This is a genomic window from Micromonospora sp. NPDC049679, from assembly GCF_040659735.1.
Classification (GTDB): domain Bacteria; phylum Actinomycetota; class Actinomycetes; order Mycobacteriales; family Micromonosporaceae; genus Micromonospora_I.
Genome location: NZ_JBFANZ010000012.1, coordinates 23,767 through 40,350, shown reverse-complemented (window position 1 = coordinate 40,350; position 16,584 = coordinate 23,767). Strand labels below are relative to the sequence as shown.

The window sequence follows — 16,584 nt, the reverse complement described above, 5'->3', positions numbered from 1 at the left end:
GGGCGCGGGTCACATGGTCTATGACCTGCGCCACCGGTCCATCGGCGCAGAAGAGTGGGCAATACAGACATTTTTCCGTGATGCGGGTCACGGTGCGCGTTGTCATGACCCGCGAGCGCTGAGCCCGCGTCCCCGATCGCGGGCACGGGCCGGGACTGCTCAGGCCGAACTGAGGGAGGCCGGGATGGTCACCAGCCGCGGGCGCGCCACTCCGGGACCGCCGGCCGCTCCGCGCCGAGCGTGCTGTCCTTGCCGTGGCCGGGGTAGAACCAGGTGTCGTCGGGGAGACGGTCGAAGAGCTTGTGCTCGACATCGTCGATCAGCGACGCGAAACGCTCCGGGTCCTTCTCCGTGTTGCCGACCCCGCCGGGGAAGAGCGAATCCCCGGTGAAGAGGTGCGGGAAACCGGCCGGGTCGCGGTAGAGCAGCGCCACCGAACCGGGGGTGTGCCCGACGATGTGGATGACCTCCAGGGCGCAGTCGCCCAGCCGGATCGTGTCGCCGTCGGTCAGTGTCTCCGAGTCGATCGGCAGGCCCTCGGCGTCGGCGGCGTGCACCACTGACCGCGCGCCGGTCTTGGCGACAACCTCCTCCAGGGCCACCCAGTGGTCCATGTGCCGGTGGGTGGTCACCACGGTGGCCAGGCCGCCGTCGCCGACCAGCTCCAGCAAGCGCGGCGCCTCGTTGGCCGCGTCGATCAGCAGTTGGTCGCCGGTCGCGCGGCAGCGCAGCAGGTAGGCGTTGTTCTCCATCGGCCCCACCGACACCTTCGTGATGGTCAGGGCATCGAGTTCGCGCACGTCGGGTGCGCCGCCGGTCGCGACGTTGCCGGTGTAAGCCATGCGGGGGGCACCTCTACATCCAGATCGGGGGGATCGGCAGTGGCCCGCTGGGCGCGATCGTGAGCCCATCGCCGTCGCCCCGGCCGGTCAGCCAGCCGGCGAGACTGTGCGCGGGGCCGGAAACCGTCGGCGCGCCGTCGGCCTCGCCGATCATAAGCGCATGGCCCGCCTCGGCGGGGGAGAGCACGAGCGGTGGCGCGTCACCCCGCCCGCCGTACCCGGTCACCACCTCGTGCAGCAGCCGGTGGCTGAACGCGTCCGGCCAGTCCGCCGCCGTGTATCCCGCGCCGAGGTCCACGTGGTGGACCTCCACCTCGCGCAGCCGGCCCCACATCAGCATCGCCGCGGGCCGCCGCGGCCCCAGGCTGGGCTCCACCTCGACCCGCCAGCCCGACGCCGGCATCACGGTAACCGCGTCGGCGAACCGGGACGCGGATCCGCGCAGGTCGGCGAGGTGGTCGGCGAGCGGTCGGACCGCGTCCGCCTCGATGTCGGCCTCCCGTGCCGCCACGCTCACGTCCTGCGGGACCCGTTTGCCGGTGGCCGCGGCGGTCAGCAAGGTCACGTAGCCGTCGGCGTTACGGGCGATGTGCGCCAGCACATGACCGCGGGTCCAGCCGGGCAGCAGTGACGGCACGGGCAGGTCGGCGTCGCTGAGTCCGGCGACGGTGCGCAGCAGTCGGTCGGTGGCGCGGTCGACCTCGGCCATGAGGCCGAGCGGGTCAACGGTCACCCTTCGACCCTAGCTGTCCGACCGCGTCCGGCCCGGGCGGAAATCGGTTTCGGAGGTACGCCACCGGCATCTACCGTCGGTGCAGACGCGTCACGCAGGACCTGGGAGGAGGTGGGGATGCCGATGCCCGCGTTCGTTCCCACCTCGTCCGGCGTCTGACGGCCCACCGGCCCGTCACCGCCCCCACCTGACAGAGGGTTCAGATGACGTTCGATCTCGCGTCCCTCGGATGGGACGCTCCCTTCACCGTCGCCCTGCGGGCGCTTCCCGCCGATCTCCAGCCCGGACGGGTGATCCGGGTCGACCGTGGCGTGTGCACCGTGCTCCGTCCGGAGGGCCCCGTACGCGCCACCCTCGCCGGATCCATCCTCGCCGGCGCGTCGCGTGACCCGGCGAACCTGCCGTGCGCCGGCGACTGGGTGGCCGTGCGCTCCTGGCCCGACCAGCGGGTCACGGCGGAGGCCGTGCTGCCGCGCCGTACGGCGATCGTGCGGCGCACCGCCGACAAGGACTCCACGGGGCAGGTGCTGGCTGCCAACATCGACGCGGCGGCCGTCGTCGAGCCGATGCACCCGGCGCCCGACATGGGGCGCATCGAGCGGCTGCTCGCACTGGTCTGGGAGTCCGGCGCGCAGCCGCTGGTCGTACTCACCAAAAGCGATCTCGCCACCGACCCGGCGGCGATCGCGGCGCAGGTCGCCGACATCGCACCCGGCGCCGAGGTTGTCCCGGTCAGCGCCGAGCGCGGGGACGGGCTGGCGGCGTTGCGCCCCCGGATCGCCGCCGGGCGCACCCTCGCCCTGCTCGGGCCCTCGGGCGCCGGAAAGTCCACCCTGGTCAACGCCCTGGCCGGCGCGACCGTCATGACCACGCAGGCGATCCGTCGGGTGGACGGCAAGGGGGGGCACACGACGACCTACCGCGCGCTGATCCCGATTCCCGGCGGCGGCGCCGTGCTGGACACGCCCGGCATCCGCGCGGTCGGTCTGCTCGACGTGGCGGCAGGGCTGGACAACGCGTTCGCCGAGATCGCCGAACTCGTCGCCGCGTGCCGGTTCTCCGATTGCGGCCACGGCGCCGAGCCGGGTTGCGCGGTGCGCGGGGCGGTGGAGTCCGGTGAGTTGACCGGGCGTCGCTGGGAGAGTTGGCAGAAGCTGCAGCGCGAGGTCGCGTTCGAGATGCGGCGTAAGGATGCGCGGCTCGCGGCGCGGGAGCGGACGACGGGGAAGCGCGCCGCGAAGCGGACGGGTGGCTGACCGGGGCCGCTAGCTCGGCGGGTTGTCGGCGAGCCACTTCTCCATGGCATCGTCCTTCACCGCCTGGTAGAGGCGCCGGGCCTGCCCGGTGTCGGTGTAGACGACGCTCTCGTCGCCCTCGGTGCCCGTGCCGGAGGAGGGGCTGGTCAGCCGGCTGAGGTCGCTGCTGCGTACGCCGCGCATCTCCCAGGCGAGGTCGAAGACGGAGAGCGTCTTGTCGGCGGTGATGGCGTCGGCGGTCGCCCGCAGGAAGCTGTTGAGCCGGACCGGGTTGGCCAGGAAACCCTTCGCCGCTGCCTGATCCATGATCGCCGCGATCACCTGCTGCTGGTGACGGATCCGCGCGAAGTCACCGTCGCTGAACTGCTTGCGCTGCCGGGAGTAGTCGAGGGCGGCCGCACCGTTGAGTCGTTGCCGCCCCGCTGTGAAGGTGCGGTGGGGCGGGTGGATCGAGGTGAATCCCCGGTCGACGTCGATCTCGACGCCGCCGACGGCGTCGACGATCCGTTGGAAGCCGGCGAAGTCGATGAGCAGGACGTGATCGATGCGGACGGCGGTGAAGCTCTCCACGGTGCGCACCATGAGCGAAGTGCCGCCCCAGGCGTACGCGGTATTGATCTTTGCATTCGCGCCGCCCGTCCTGCCGTCGGCCGACTTCGGGACGGTGACCCAGGTGTCACGGGGAATCGAGATCAACTGGGCCCGGTCGCGGGCGGCCGGCAGGTGCAGCACCATGATCGTGTCGGTGCGCGATCCCTTGGTGTCCGGGTCGCGCGAGTCGCTGCCCAGGATCAGCAGGTTCAGCGCCTTCGAGGCGGCCCTGGTCGGCCGCTCCGCCTCCGGCACGTGGCTGAACGCGTCGACGCGCTCGATTTCCTGCCCGACCGACCGGGCGTAGAGCCGGCCGCCAAGCCCCAGGCCACCGACGACGAGCAGCAGCACCAGCCCCACGATCAGTGCGGTGATCCGGAACCGGCGCCGCGCGCGCAGTCCGCTCGACGCCGGCGCCGCGGGCCCGTCCGGCTGCTCGTCGGGGAGCGCGGCCGTCCCCGCCGCCGATCGGGGATCGTCCGATCGCGCGCAGCGAGGGGCGGTTGTCGACGCTGCGGGCGGCCGAAGATCGGCGGCCGAAGGTGATCCGCTGCGCTGTTTCTCCTGCATGTGACCGAATCTCCGTCGCCGGCGTTGGGCGGGGGAGGGCCGGTCCGTCCCACCCCCCGATAGGACGAACCGGCCCGGCTTCCTGAGCGGATCGCTGACCTTACGCTACGCCAGCTATGCCGCTAATGTGGGACATAAACCATATTTCCGATCTCGAATGGCGAGACCCTCGCGGCGGGGGACGGAGCGCGACCGAAGACTGGCGCAGTGATCGTGGTCCCGTCGCTGACCTGGGGGAATGTGCCGGCAAGGGCAACTGTCATACGCCAGGGCTAAAGTTGCCGGGGCGCGATTCGTGCCTTTACTAGATCGACAAATCGTCTTTTTTCTTCCCGGGAGTGGGCGGACAGTGGCCGACCGACTGATCATCCGTGGCGCGCGCGAGCACAACCTGCGTGACGTCAGCCTCGACCTGCCACGCGACGCCATGATCGTGTTTACCGGCCTGTCCGGGTCCGGCAAGTCCAGCCTGGCGTTCGACACGATCTTCGCGGAGGGGCAGCGGCGCTACGTCGAGTCGCTGTCGTCGTACGCCCGGCAGTTCCTCGGGCAGATGGACAAGCCCGACGTGGACTTCATCGAAGGGCTCAGCCCCGCCGTCTCGATCGACCAGAAGTCGACCTCGCGCAACCCGCGTTCGACGGTCGGCACCATCACCGAGGTCTACGACTACCTCCGGCTCCTCTTCGCCCGCGTCGGCGAGCCGCACTGCCCGGTCTGCGGCGAGCGGATCTCCAAGCAGAGCCCGCAGCAGATCGTCGACCGGGTGCTCGCGATGCAGGAGGGCACCCGGTTCATGGTGCTCGCCCCCGTCGTCCGGGGTCGCAAGGGTGAATACGTCGATCTCTTCGCGGAGCTGCAGTCCAAGGGCTACGCACGGGCCCGGGTCGACGGCGTGGTGCACCCGCTGACCGAGCCGCCAAAGCTGAAGAAGCAGGAAAAGCACACCATCGAGGTGGTCGTCGACCGGCTCACCGTGAAGACGAGCGCCAAGCAGCGCCTCACCGACTCCGTCGAGTCGGCCCTGGGTCTGGCCGGTGGCATCGTCCTGCTCGACTTCGTCGACCTGGCCGAGGACGACCCGCAGCGCGAGCGACGCTTCTCCGAGCATCTCGCCTGCCCCAACGACCACCCCCTCGCGATCGAGGATCTCGAGCCCCGGGTGTTCTCCTTCAACGCGCCCTACGGCGCCTGCCCCGAGTGCACCGGCCTCGGCACGAAGAAGGAGATCGACACCGAGCTGGTCGTGCCCGACGTCGAGCGCACGCTGCGCGAGGGCGCGATCCAGCCCTGGTCCGGTGGCCACACCCTCGAATACTTTCTGCGTCTGCTCGAGGCGCTCGGCGAAACGCAGCACTTCGACCTCGACACCCCCTGGCGCAAGCTCCCCTCCCGCGCGCAGAAGATGATCCTGCACGGCTCGGACGACCAGGTCCACGTCCGCTACCGCAACAAGTACGGCCGCGAGCGCTCCTACTACACCGGGTTCGAGGGCGTGGTGCAGTGGATCGAGCGGCGCCACTCGGACACCGAGTCGGACTGGTCGCGCGAGAAGTACGAGGGTTACATGCGCGACGTGCCCTGCGCGGCGTGCGGCGGCGCCCGGCTCAAGCCCGAGGTGCTCGGCGTGACCATCGGGGGACGCAACATCGCCGAGATCTGCAACCTGTCCGTGGGGGATTGCGCCGATCTGCTCGGCGGGATGGTCCTCACCGACCGGCAGAAACTGATCGCCGAGCGGGTGCTCAAGGAGATCAACGCGCGGCTGCGCTTCCTGGTCGACGTCGGCCTCGACTACATCTCCCTGGACCGGGCCGCGGGCACGCTCTCCGGCGGTGAGGCGCAGCGCATCCGCCTCGCGACGCAGATCGGATCCGGTCTGGTCGGCGTCCTCTACGTGCTCGACGAGCCCTCGATCGGGCTGCACCAACGCGACAACCACCGGCTCATCGAGACGCTCGTCCGACTGAGGAACCTCGGTAACACCCTGATCGTGGTGGAGCACGACGAGGACACGATCCGGATGGCCGACTGGATCGTCGACATCGGTCCCGGCGCGGGCGAGCACGGCGGAAAGATCGTGCACAGCGGATCGGTGCCGGAGCTGCTGAAAAACAAGGAGTCGGTCACCGGCGCCTACCTCTCCGGTCGTCGTTCGATCCCCACGCCCGCGCAGCGCCGCAAGCCCACCCCCGGTCGCGAGCTGGTCGTGCAGGGCGCGCGGGAGCACAACCTGAAAAATCTGACCGTCTCGTTCCCGCTCGGGCAGTTCATCGCGGTCACCGGAGTGAGCGGCTCGGGCAAGTCGACGCTGGTCAACGACATCCTCTACACGGTGCTCGCCAACCAGATCAACCGGGCGCGCCTGGTGCCCGGCCGGCACACCCGGATCACCGGCCTCGAACACGTGGACAAGGTGGTCGGGGTGGACCAGTCGCCGATCGGTCGCACGCCCCGCTCCAACCCGGCGACCTACACCGGCGTCTTCGACCACGTCCGCAAGCTCTTCGCGGAGACCACCGAGGCGAAGGTGCGGGGGTACGGTCCCGGCCGCTTCTCGTTCAACGTCAAGGGTGGTCGCTGCGAGGCCTGCACGGGTGACGGCACCATCAAGATCGAAATGAACTTCCTCCCCGACGTCTACGTCCCCTGCGAGGTCTGCAAGGGCGCCCGCTACAACCGGGAGACGCTGGAGGTCCACTACAAGGGCAAGACCATCTCGGACGTGCTGAACATGCCGATCGAGGACGGCGCCGAGTTCTTCGAGGCGATCCCGGCGATCCACCGGCACCTCAAGACCCTGGTCGACGTCGGTCTGGGGTACGTCCGGCTGGGCCAGTCGGCGCCGACCCTGTCCGGCGGCGAGGCGCAGCGCGTCAAGCTCGCCTCCGAGTTGCAGAAGCGCTCCACCGGGCGGACCGTCTACGTGCTCGACGAGCCCACCACCGGCCTGCACTTCGAGGACATCCGCAAGCTGCTCAGGGTCCTGGAGAGCCTGGTCGACAAGGGCAACACGGTGATCACCATCGAGCACAACCTCGACGTCATCAAGACCGCCGACTGGCTGATCGACATGGGGCCGGAGGGCGGTCACCGGGGCGGCGTGGTCGTCGCGACGGGGACGCCCGAGGAGTTGGCGGAGGTGCCGGAGAGCCACACGGGGCAGTTCCTGCGACCGGTGCTCGGGCTGGATGGCGCCGCGGCCGGGGCGACCGCCGCCACGTCGCGCGCCGCGAAGGCCAATGGCGGCGCGAAGGCCAACGGCGCCGCGAAGACGAGGACCAACGGCGCCGCCAAGAGCAAGGCCAACGGCGAGGTCAAGCCCAGCGCCGAGACGAAGGCCAACGGCGAGGTCACGAAGCCGCGTGCCCGCCGTACGGCCGCCAAGGCCGGCGCCTAGCGCGCTTCTTGCGACGGCGCTACCTGACGGAGGTCGTGGTGCTTGCCCATCGGGCGAGCACCACGACCGCGGCGCGGGGCGTTCGACGCGGTCGGTAATCGTAACGCTACGCGAACCACATTTTTTCGCGATATCAGTAGCCGATGAACCCAGCCTCGGGATGGGCCGTGTCTACTGGCGTGGGCCGTCGCGGGACCAGCCGCGGCAGCCGAAAGGAGAGCGTCGCATGAGTGAGGATCAGGCCGTGACCGGGGCCGACGCGCCGAGCCGCCGTGCCCTGTTGCTGGGCGCGGGCGCCGTCGGCGCGACCGTCGCGCTCGGCGGGTGCGGCACCGGCAACGACAAGGACCTGGGTGACGGCGGCGGCACCGGCAGCCCCCAGAGCGCCAGTGGCAGCCCCCAGGGCGGCGGGTCGAACCCCGGAGCCGCCCCGCTTGCCAAGAAGGGGGAGATTCCGGTCGGCGGCGGCAAGATCTTCGCCAAGGAGGGGGTCGTGGTCACCCAACCGACCGCCGGGGAGTTCAAGGGCTTCAGCAACATCTGCACACACCAGGGCTGCCCCGTTTCGAGCATCGACGCGGGCACGATCACCTGCACCTGCCACTTCAGCAAGTTCTCGATCGAGGACGGCTCCGTGAAGGGCGGCCCGGCGAAAAGGCCGCTGCCCGCCAAGGACGTCAAGGTCGAGGGCGACAACATCGTTCTCGCCTGATCCGTCGCGATCGTCCGGCGTCGTGCGCGTCACGCACGCCTACGGCGCCGGACGTCCGCGCGCGGCGGATCATGTCGGGGGTACGGACTAGTCTTGCCGCCGTGGCAGACCCATCCACCTACCGTCCGGCGCCCGGCACCATCCCGGACGCCCCCGGGGTCTACCGCTTCCGCGATCCGACCGGCCGGGTCATCTACGTCGGCAAGGCCAAGAGCCTGCGCAGCCGCCTCAACTCCTACTTCGGTGACCTCTGGCATCTGCACCAGCGCACGCAGCAGATGGTGACCACGGCCGCCTCGGTGGACTGGGTCACGGTCGGCACCGAGGTGGAGGCGCTGCAGCTCGAATATTCGTGGATCAAGCAGTACGACCCGCGGTTCAACGTCCGCTACCGCGACGACAAGACCTACCCCTACCTGGCGGTGACCCTCGACGAGGAGTTCCCGCGGCTCCAGGTCATGCGGGGGGCCAAACGCAGGGGTGTGCGCTACTTCGGCCCCTACTCGCACGCCTGGGCGATCCGCGAGACGCTCGACCTGCTGCTCCGCGTCTTCCCGGCCCGCACCTGCTCGTCCGGCGTGTTCAAGCGGGCCGGTCAGATCGGCCGCCCCTGCCTGCTCGGCTACATCGGCAAGTGTTCCGCGCCCTGCGTCGGCACCGTCTCCGCGCAGGAGCACCGCGACATCGTCGAGGACTTCTGCGACTTCATGGCCGGCAAGACCGACACGCTGGTCCGCCGCCTCGAACGCGAGATGCAGGAGGCGTCCGAGCAGTTGGAGTTCGAGCGGGCGGCGCGGCTGCGCGACGACGCGGCGGCGCTGCGTCGGGCGATGGAGAAGCAGACGGTCGTCTTCGGCGACGGCACCGACGCCGACGTGGTGGCCTTCGCCGAGGATCCGCTCGAAGCCGCGGTGCAGGTGTTCCACGTGCGCGGGGGGCGGGTGCGCGGACAGCGCGGCTGGGTGGTGGAGAAGGTCGAGGACCTCACTACCGGTGACCTGGTGCACCATTTCTGCACCCAGGTCTACGGCGGCGAGCGCGGTGAGGCCGACGTGCCCCGCGAGCTGCTGGTACCGGCGCTGCCGCCGGACGCCGACGCGTTGACCGACTGGCTCTCCGCGCACCGGGGCAGCCGGGTGGCGCTGCGGGTCCCGCAACGGGGCGACAAGAAGACCCTCCTGGAGACGGTGGCGCGTAACGCCGCCGAGGCGCTCAACCGGCACAAGCTGCGCCGGTCGTCCGATCTGACGACGCGCAGCCAGGCGCTCGAGGAGATCTCGGACGCGCTGGGCATGCAGACCGCGCCGCTGCGGATCGAGTGCTACGACATCTCGCAGATCCAGGGCACCGACGTGGTGGCCAGCATGGTCGTCTTCGAGGACGGGCTGCCCCGCAAGAGCGAATACCGGACGTTCGCCGTCCGCGGGGCCACCGATGACCTGTCGGCGATGTCCGAGGTGCTGCGCCGCCGGTTCGCCCGCTACCTCGACGCGCGGGCGGAGACCGGTGAGCTGGGGGAGGAGATGGCCGCCGACCCCGACAAGCCAGGCATCGATCCGACGACGGGGCGGCCGCGCCGCTTCGCGTACCCCCCGCAGTTGGTCGTGGTGGACGGTGGTCAGCCGCAGGTCAACGCGGCGGCGGCGGTCCTGGCCGAGTTGGGGATCGACGACGTGGCGCTCTGCGGCCTGGCCAAGCGGTTGGAGGAGGTGTGGGTTCCCTCCGACGAGTTCCCGCTCATCCTGCCGCGCACGTCCGAGGGGCTCTACCTGCTGCAACGCATCCGTGACGAGGCGCACCGGTTCGCGATCACGTTCCACCGGCAGCGGCGGTCCAAGCGGATGACGCAGTCCGGCCTGGATGGGATTCCGGGGCTCGGCGAGGTGCGTCGCAAGGCCCTGCTGCGTCACTTCGGGTCGCTCAAGCGACTCTCCGCGGCGACCGTCGAGGAGATCACCGAGGTGCCGGGCATCGGGCGGCGCACCGCCGAGGCGATCATCGCCACCCTCACCGGCGACGACGCGCGCCCGGCCGCGGCGGCTGTCCCGCCCATCGTCGAGGTGGACGCGGAGACCGGCGACCCGGTCAATTCCGCAGCTGACGAGGCGTTGCCCGGTGGGTCCGCACCCGTGCGGCCCGAAACGGACGCCTAGAATCGGCGACCAGGGCCAGCGCGGTCCCCCGGCAATTCACCCCCCGACATCTGACAGGAAGAGCGTGCGGGAACCGAACGAGCGAAGCAGCAGCGAAACCAGCGAACGACCCGAGCAGATGGAGCCGGTGCAGTCCGACACCGTGCTCGTCGTGGTCACCGGCCTGTCCGGCGGCGGACGCAGCACGGTCGCGCGGGCCCTGGAAAACGTCGGCTTCTACGTCGTCGACAACCTGCCCCAGGCGCTCATGCTCGACATGGCCGAGTTGGCGCTGCAGGCCGGGGGCGCCGCGCGGCACACCGCGATGGTTCTCGACGTGCGGAGCCGGGCCTTCTCCACGGATCTCGCCGGGGCGATCCGCGCGCTCAGGGAGCGCGGGTTCCAACCGCGGGTCGTCTTCGTCGACGCCGATGACGAGGTGCTGATCCGTCGCTTCGAGGGTGTGCGCCGGTCGCACCCGCTGCAGGGCGACGGTCGGCTCGCCGACGGGATCGCGGCCGAGCGGGAACTGCTCGCCGAGGCCCGCGAGCAGGCCGACGTGATCATCGACACCAGCCAGCTCAACGTCAACCAGTTGCGGCGGCGGGTGGAGGAGCTCTTCGGGGGCGAGGACGCGCGGCGGCTGCGGGTCACGGTGCTGTCGTTCGGCTTCAAGTACGGCCTGCCGCCCGACGCGGACTTCGTGCTGGACGCCCGGTTCCTGCCCAACCCGTACTGGGTGGCGGAGTTGCGCGAGCACACCGGTCGTGAGGAGGCGGTCAGCGGCTACGTGCTCGGTCAGCGCGGCGCGGTCGAGTTCGTCGAGACGTACGCGCAGTTGATCAACACGACCGCTCCCGGTTTCGAACGGGAGGGGAAGCGCTACCTCACCGTCGCCGTCGGCTGCACGGGCGGCAAGCACCGCAGCGTGGCGATCGCCGAGGAGCTCGCCGGGCAGCTGCGGCAGTCCCGGCTGGCGGCCAACGCGCTGCACCGCGACCTGGGGCGCGAGTGACGGCGATCAAGGTCGTCGCGTTCGGTGGCGGGCACGGATTGTCCGCCTCGCTGCGTGCCCTGCGCAGTGCGGCCGGCCTTGACCTGGATATCACCGCCGTGGTGACGGTCGCCGACGACGGCGGGTCCAGCGGCCGGCTGCGCGCTCAGCGCAACGCGCTGCCCCCCGGCGACCTGCGGCAGGCGCTCGCCGCGCTGGCCGGCTCCGATCCGGTCAACCAGCTCACCGCCGAGCTGTTCCAGCACCGCTTCCAGGCCGATCCGGGCGAGCGGCGCGTCGCGGGTGGGCCCGACGATCGCGGCTGTGCCCCGGTCGCGGACGCCGCCCTCGAGCTGCCCACCGATCCGCTCACCGGTCACGCGGTCGGCAACCTGGTGCTCTGCGGTCTGATGGAGATGCTCGGCAATCCGGTCGCCGCGCTCGACCACGTGGCGCGGATGATCGGCGTCACCGGTCGGGTGCTGCCCATGTCGTGCGAGCCGCTCGGCATCGAGGCGGAGGTACGCGGCGCCGACCCGGGCCGCCCCGGCCAGGTGGTGACCGTCCGTGGTCAGCACGCGGTCGCGGTGACGCCGGGGCTCGTCGAGACCGTCCGGTTGACGCCGAAAGGGCCGGCGGCGTGTCCGCAGGCGCTCGAGGCGGTGGCCGCGGCCGACTGGCTGATTTTCGGGCCGGGGAGCTGGTACACGAGTGTCATTCCTCACCTACTCGTGCCCGAGTTGGCGTCGGCTATCGTCGCCAGTCCGGCCCGCCGGCTGGTCAATCTGAACCTCGCGGCGGAGAAGGAAACGGACGGGTTATCGGTCGCCGACCACCTTGCCGCACTGTCCTGGTACCTACCGGAATTGCATGTCGACACGGTTCTCGCGGACGGGAAAGCCGTAGGCGACCCCGAACCGGTCGGACGTGCGGCAGAATCGCTGGGTGCGCGGCTGGTCCTCGCCCCGGTGTCGGTAGCGGACGGCAGTCCCCGGCATGATTTCGAAGCGCTGGGAGCCGCACTGGTGCCTCTCTTGGGCGCCGATCGTTAAGCACGTACGAATCACCGGCAACTTTGCCGGGACCGGCCCCACGAGGTGACGAGACAATGGCGATGACCGCTTCGGTCAAAGACGAGCTGAGCCGGGTCGATGTACCCAAGCCCTGCTGCCGACGGGCGGAGATGGCTGCCCTGCTGCGCTTCGCCGGGGGGCTGCACATCGTCTCCGGGCGGGTGGTCGTGGAGGCGGAGCTGGACACCGGCGCCGTCGCGCGCCGCCTGCGGCGCGAGATTGCCGAGGTGTACGGCTACCCCAGCGAGATCCATGTGCTCGCTTCCGGCGGCCTGCGCAAGGGCAGCCACTACATCGTGCGGGTGGTGAAGGACGGCGAGGCGTTGGCCCGGCAGACCGGGCTGCTCGACGTGCGGGGCCGTCCCGTGCGGGGGCTGCCGCCGCACGTGGTCTCCGCGAACGTCTGCTGCGCCGTGGCGGCGTGGCGCGGCGCCTTCATGGCGCACGGCTCGCTGACCGAGCCGGGCCGTTCGTGCGCGCTGGAGATCACCTGCCCAGGGCCGGAGTCGGCGCTCGCGCTGGTCGGCTCGGCCCGCCGGATCGGCATCACGGCCAAGGCCCGCGAGGTCCGCGGGGTCGACCGGGTGGTGGTCAAGGACGGCGACGCGATCGCCGCGCTGCTCACCCGGGTCGGCGCGCACGCCAGCGTGCTGGCGTGGGAGGAGCGCCGGGTGCGCCGCGAGGTGCGGGCGACCGCCAACCGGCTGGCCAACTTCGACGACGCCAACCTGCGCCGTTCCGCGCGGGCGGCGGTCGCGGCGGCGGCGCGGGTGACCCGCGCCTTGGAGATCCTCGCGGACGAGGCGCCCAACCACCTGACGTCGGCCGGCCAGCTGCGGCTGGAGCACCGGCAGGCCTCGCTGGAGGAGTTGGGCGCGCTGGCGGACCCGCCGCTGACCAAGGACGCGATCGCCGGCCGCATAAGGCGTCTGCTGGCGCTCGCCGACAAGCGGGCCCGCGATCTGGGCATCCCGGACACGGAGGCCGCGGTCACGGCCGAGATGCTCGTCGGCTGAGTTCCTCGACACGCGTGAGGCGGTGTGCCCCGCCTCACCGTGTCGATGCCTCCTCGGATAGGGTCGACAGCGTACGGCGACGGGGCCGGCACTCGGTTCGCCGCCGTGCTCACCGCCTCGGGCGGTCAGGTCCAGTCCGGACCGCGGTGGGGCGCCGAGTTGACGTAGTAACGGCCGACCCCACCGGTCGGCGCAGAGACTTCCGTCGGCGAATGGGGTCATGCCGGCGGACCTGAACGCGAGGAGATGGAACCTGTGACCATCCGGGTTGGCATCAACGGCTTCGGCCGCATCGGCCGTAACTTCTTCCGGGCCGCGCTGGAGTCCGGCGCGGACATCCAGGTGGTGGGCGTCAACGACCTCACCGACAACGCGACGCTCGCGCACCTGGTGAAGTACGACAGCATCCTGGGCCGGCTGAAGCACGAGGTGAAGGCGACCGCCGACGAGATCACCGTGGGCGGCCACACCTTCAAGGCGCTCGCCGAGCGGGACCCGGGCAAGCTGCCCTGGGGGGACCTCGGCGCCGACGTCGTGATCGAGTCGACCGGCTTCTTCACCGACGCCACCAAGGCCCGTGCGCACGTCGAGGCGGGTGCGAAGAAGGTCATCATCTCGGCGCCCGCGAAGAACGAGGACTTCACCGTCGTCATGGGCGTCAACCACGACCTGTACGACCCGGCGCAGCACACGATCATCTCCAACGCCTCGTGCACGACCAACTGCCTGGCCCCGATGGCGAAGGCGCTCAACGACGCGATCGGCATCGAGCGTGGCCTGATGACCACGATCCACGCCTACACGCAGGACCAGAACCTGCAGGACGGTCCGCACTCGGACCTTCGCCGGGCCCGCGCCGCCGCGCTCAACGTGGTCCCCACCTCGACCGGCGCCGCGAAGGCGATCGGCCTGGTGCTGCCGGAGCTCAAGGGCAAGCTCGACGGTTACGCGCTGCGCGTGCCGGTACCGACCGGCTCGGCGACCGACCTGACGTTCACGGCCAGCCGCGACACGTCGGTCGAGGAGGTCAACGCGGCGGTCAAGGCGGCCGCGGAGGGCGCGCTCAAGGGTTACCTCGTCTACAACGAGGACCCCATCGTCTCCGCGGACATCGTCACCGACCCGGCGTCCTGCATCTTCGACGCCCCGCTGACCAAGGTGCTCGGCAACCAGGTGAAGGTCGTCGGCTGGTACGACAACGAGTGGGGTTACTCCAACCGCCTGGTTGACCTCGTCAAGCTGGTGGGCTCGTCGCTGTGACGATCAGGACTCTCGACGATCTTCTCGCCGAGGGTGTGTCAGGTCGGCGCGTGCTTGTCCGCGCCGACCTGAACGTTCCCTTCGAGAAGGAGAACCCGGGCGTCATCGCGGACGACGGCCGGATCCGGGCCGTACTGCCGACGCTGATCGCCCTGCGCGACGCCGGCGCCGCCGTGATCGTCTGCTCCCACCTCGGCCGTCCCAAGGGCGCGCCGGACCCGCGATACAGCCTGGAGCCCGTCGCGGGACGCCTCGGTGAGCTGCTGGGCAAGCCGGTGGTCTTCGCGGCGGACACGGTCGGCGAGTCGGCGCGCGCGGCGGTCGCCGCCCTCGCCGGCGGGCACGTCGCCCTCCTGGAGAACCTGCGCTTCAACCCGGGGGAGACCAGCAAGGACGACGCGGAGCGGGGCGTGTTCGCCGACCAGTTGGCGGCGCTCGCCGACGCCTACGTGGACGACGCGTTCGGCGCGGTGCACCGCAAGCACGCGAGCGTCTACGACGTCCCCGCCCGGTTGCCGCACGTCGCGGGTCGCCTGGTGCTGCGTGAGCTGGAGGTGCTCTCCCGGCTGACCGGCGAGCCCGACCGCCCCTACGTGGTCGTGCTCGGTGGCTCCAAGGTCTCCGACAAGCTCGCGGTGATCGAGGCGCTGCTGCCGAAGGTCGACAGGCTCCTCGTCGGTGGCGGGATGTGCTTCACGTTCCTGCGCGCCCAGGGTCACGAGGTCGGCAAGTCCCTCCTCGAGGAGGAGATGGTCGAGACCTGCCGCAACCTGCTCGCCCGTGGCGAGGGGAAGATCCTGCTCCCGACCGACGTGGTCGCGGCGACCGCGTTCGCGGCCGACGCCGGGCACGACGTGGTGGACGCGGAGGCGATCCCGGCCGATCGGCTTGGCCTGGACATCGGGCCGCGCAGCACGGCCGCGTTCGCCGAGGTGATCGCCGGGGCGAAGACGGTTTTCTGGAACGGGCCGATGGGCGTGTTCGAGCTGGCGCCGTTCGCGGCCGGCACGCGCGGCGTCGCCGAGGCGATCACCAAGGTCGACGGCTTCACGGTCGTCGGCGGCGGCGATTCGGCCGCGGCGGTGCGGGCGCTCGGCCTCGACGAGGTGGCGTTCGGACACATCTCGACCGGCGGGGGAGCCTCGCTGGAATACCTGGAGGGCAAGCCCCTCCCCGGCGTTGCCGCCCTGGAGCACTGATGGCCGAGAAGTTCGCGCGCCGGCCACTGATGGCCGGCAACTGGAAGATGAACCTCAACCACCTGGAAGCCATCGCGCTGGTTCAGAAGTTGGCGTTCAGCCTTTCCGAGAAGCAGCTCACCGACGTCGAGGCGGTCGTACTGCCGCCCTTCACGGATCTGCGGAGCGTGCAGACGCTGGTCGACGGGGACAAGCTGTTGATCGGCTACGGCGCGCAGGATCTCTCCCCGCACAAGTCCGGCGCCTACACCGGGGACATCTCCGGCCCGCTGCTGGCGAGGCTCGGCTGCCAGTACGTGGTCGTCGGTCACTCCGAGCGCCGGGCCTACCACTTCGAGGACGACGCGGTGGTCAAGGCCAAGGTGGCCGCCGCGCTCGCCAACGGCATCGCGCCGATCCTCTGCGTGGGGGAGGGGCTGGAGGTCCGCGAGGCGGAGGGGCACGTCGCGCACTGCCGTGAGCAGCTCGACGCCGCGCTCGCCGGGCTCAAGGCGGACCACGTGGAGAAGGTCGTGGTGGCGTACGAGCCGGTCTGGGCGATCGGCACGGGCAAGACGGCCACGCCGGAGAACGCGCAGGAGGTCTGCGGCGCGTTGCGGCAGCGGCTGGCGGAGAAGTACGGCCAGGAAACGGCGGACCGGGTCCGGATCCTCTACGGCGGGTCGGTCAAGGCGGCCAACATCGCCGGGATCATGGTGCAGCCGGACGTCGATGGCGCGTTGGTCGGCGGGGCGAGCATCGACGCCGAGGAGTTCGCGCAGATCTGCCGCTTCCCCGAGCACATCGTTCGCTGATCATCGGGCGGA

General features: G+C 70.7%; 12 protein-coding genes and 1 pseudogene. 10 read left to right on the top strand and 3 right to left on the bottom strand.

Annotation, left to right across the window (positions count from 1 at the left end; translation table 11 throughout):
• Positions 1–188: 188 nt before the first annotated feature.
• On the bottom strand, positions 189–842 hold the full coding sequence (locus AB0J06_RS10415; protein WP_357426854.1) for an MBL fold metallo-hydrolase: 654 nt from the start codon (positions 840–842) through the stop codon (positions 189–191).
• 13 nt (positions 843–855) lie between these two features.
• Entirely contained in the window at positions 856–1,575 is a 720-nt protein-coding gene (locus tag AB0J06_RS10410; protein ID WP_357426852.1) for a maleylpyruvate isomerase family mycothiol-dependent enzyme, read from the bottom strand.
• A 203-nt stretch (positions 1,576–1,778) separates the two neighbouring features.
• Between AB0J06_RS10410 and rsgA the strand changes: the two genes are divergently transcribed.
• Positions 1,779–2,831, top strand: coding sequence for a ribosome small subunit-dependent GTPase A (rsgA, locus tag AB0J06_RS10405; RefSeq protein ID WP_357426850.1), 1,053 nt, complete (start codon positions 1,779–1,781; stop codon positions 2,829–2,831).
• A 9-nt stretch (positions 2,832–2,840) separates the two neighbouring features.
• On the opposite strand, the gene AB0J06_RS10400 is transcribed toward rsgA, so the two are convergent.
• Positions 2,841–3,992: an LCP family protein gene (locus AB0J06_RS10400; protein WP_357426848.1), complete on the bottom strand. Its 1,152-nt coding sequence runs from the start codon at positions 3,990–3,992 to the stop codon at positions 2,841–2,843.
• A 349-nt stretch (positions 3,993–4,341) separates the two neighbouring features.
• Here AB0J06_RS10400 and uvrA point away from each other — a divergent pair.
• The 9 genes and pseudogenes from uvrA to tpiA form a co-directional block, all read left to right on the top strand.
• Positions 4,342–7,251: pseudogene (gene uvrA / locus AB0J06_RS10395) on the top strand (excinuclease ABC subunit UvrA); the annotation flags it as partial.
• Between the two features lie 367 nt (positions 7,252–7,618).
• The gene (locus AB0J06_RS10390) at positions 7,619–8,104 is read left to right on the top strand and encodes a Rieske (2Fe-2S) protein (protein ID WP_357426846.1); all 486 of its coding nucleotides are present in this window, start codon (positions 7,619–7,621) and stop codon (positions 8,102–8,104) included.
• 101 nt (positions 8,105–8,205) lie between these two features.
• Positions 8,206–10,257, top strand: a complete 2,052-nt coding sequence (gene uvrC / locus AB0J06_RS10385) for an excinuclease ABC subunit UvrC (RefSeq protein ID WP_357426844.1) — start codon at positions 8,206–8,208, stop codon at positions 10,255–10,257.
• A 118-nt stretch (positions 10,258–10,375) separates the two neighbouring features.
• The gene (gene rapZ, locus AB0J06_RS10380; RefSeq protein WP_357427050.1) at positions 10,376–11,251 is read left to right on the top strand and encodes an RNase adapter RapZ; all 876 of its coding nucleotides are present in this window, start codon (positions 10,376–10,378) and stop codon (positions 11,249–11,251) included.
• Positions 11,248–12,282, top strand: coding sequence for a 2-phospho-L-lactate transferase CofD family protein (locus AB0J06_RS10375; RefSeq protein WP_357426842.1), 1,035 nt, complete (start codon positions 11,248–11,250; stop codon positions 12,280–12,282). The genes rapZ and AB0J06_RS10375 overlap by 4 nt, the downstream gene beginning before the upstream one ends.
• A gap of 56 nt (positions 12,283–12,338) precedes the next feature.
• Entirely contained in the window at positions 12,339–13,319 is a 981-nt protein-coding gene (gene whiA, locus AB0J06_RS10370; RefSeq protein ID WP_357426840.1) for a DNA-binding protein WhiA, read from the top strand.
• A gap of 255 nt (positions 13,320–13,574) precedes the next feature.
• On the top strand, positions 13,575–14,579 hold the full coding sequence (gap, locus tag AB0J06_RS10365) for a type I glyceraldehyde-3-phosphate dehydrogenase (protein WP_357426838.1): 1,005 nt from the start codon (positions 13,575–13,577) through the stop codon (positions 14,577–14,579).
• Positions 14,576–15,778 (top strand): phosphoglycerate kinase, encoded by a 1,203-nt coding sequence (locus AB0J06_RS10360; RefSeq protein ID WP_357426836.1) that lies wholly within the window; start codon positions 14,576–14,578, stop codon positions 15,776–15,778. The genes gap and AB0J06_RS10360 overlap by 4 nt, the downstream gene beginning before the upstream one ends.
• Positions 15,778–16,572, top strand: a complete 795-nt coding sequence (gene tpiA / locus AB0J06_RS10355) for a triose-phosphate isomerase (protein WP_357426834.1) — start codon at positions 15,778–15,780, stop codon at positions 16,570–16,572. Before AB0J06_RS10360 ends, tpiA begins: the two co-directional genes overlap by 1 nt.
• The last annotated feature ends 12 nt before the right edge of the window (positions 16,573–16,584 follow it).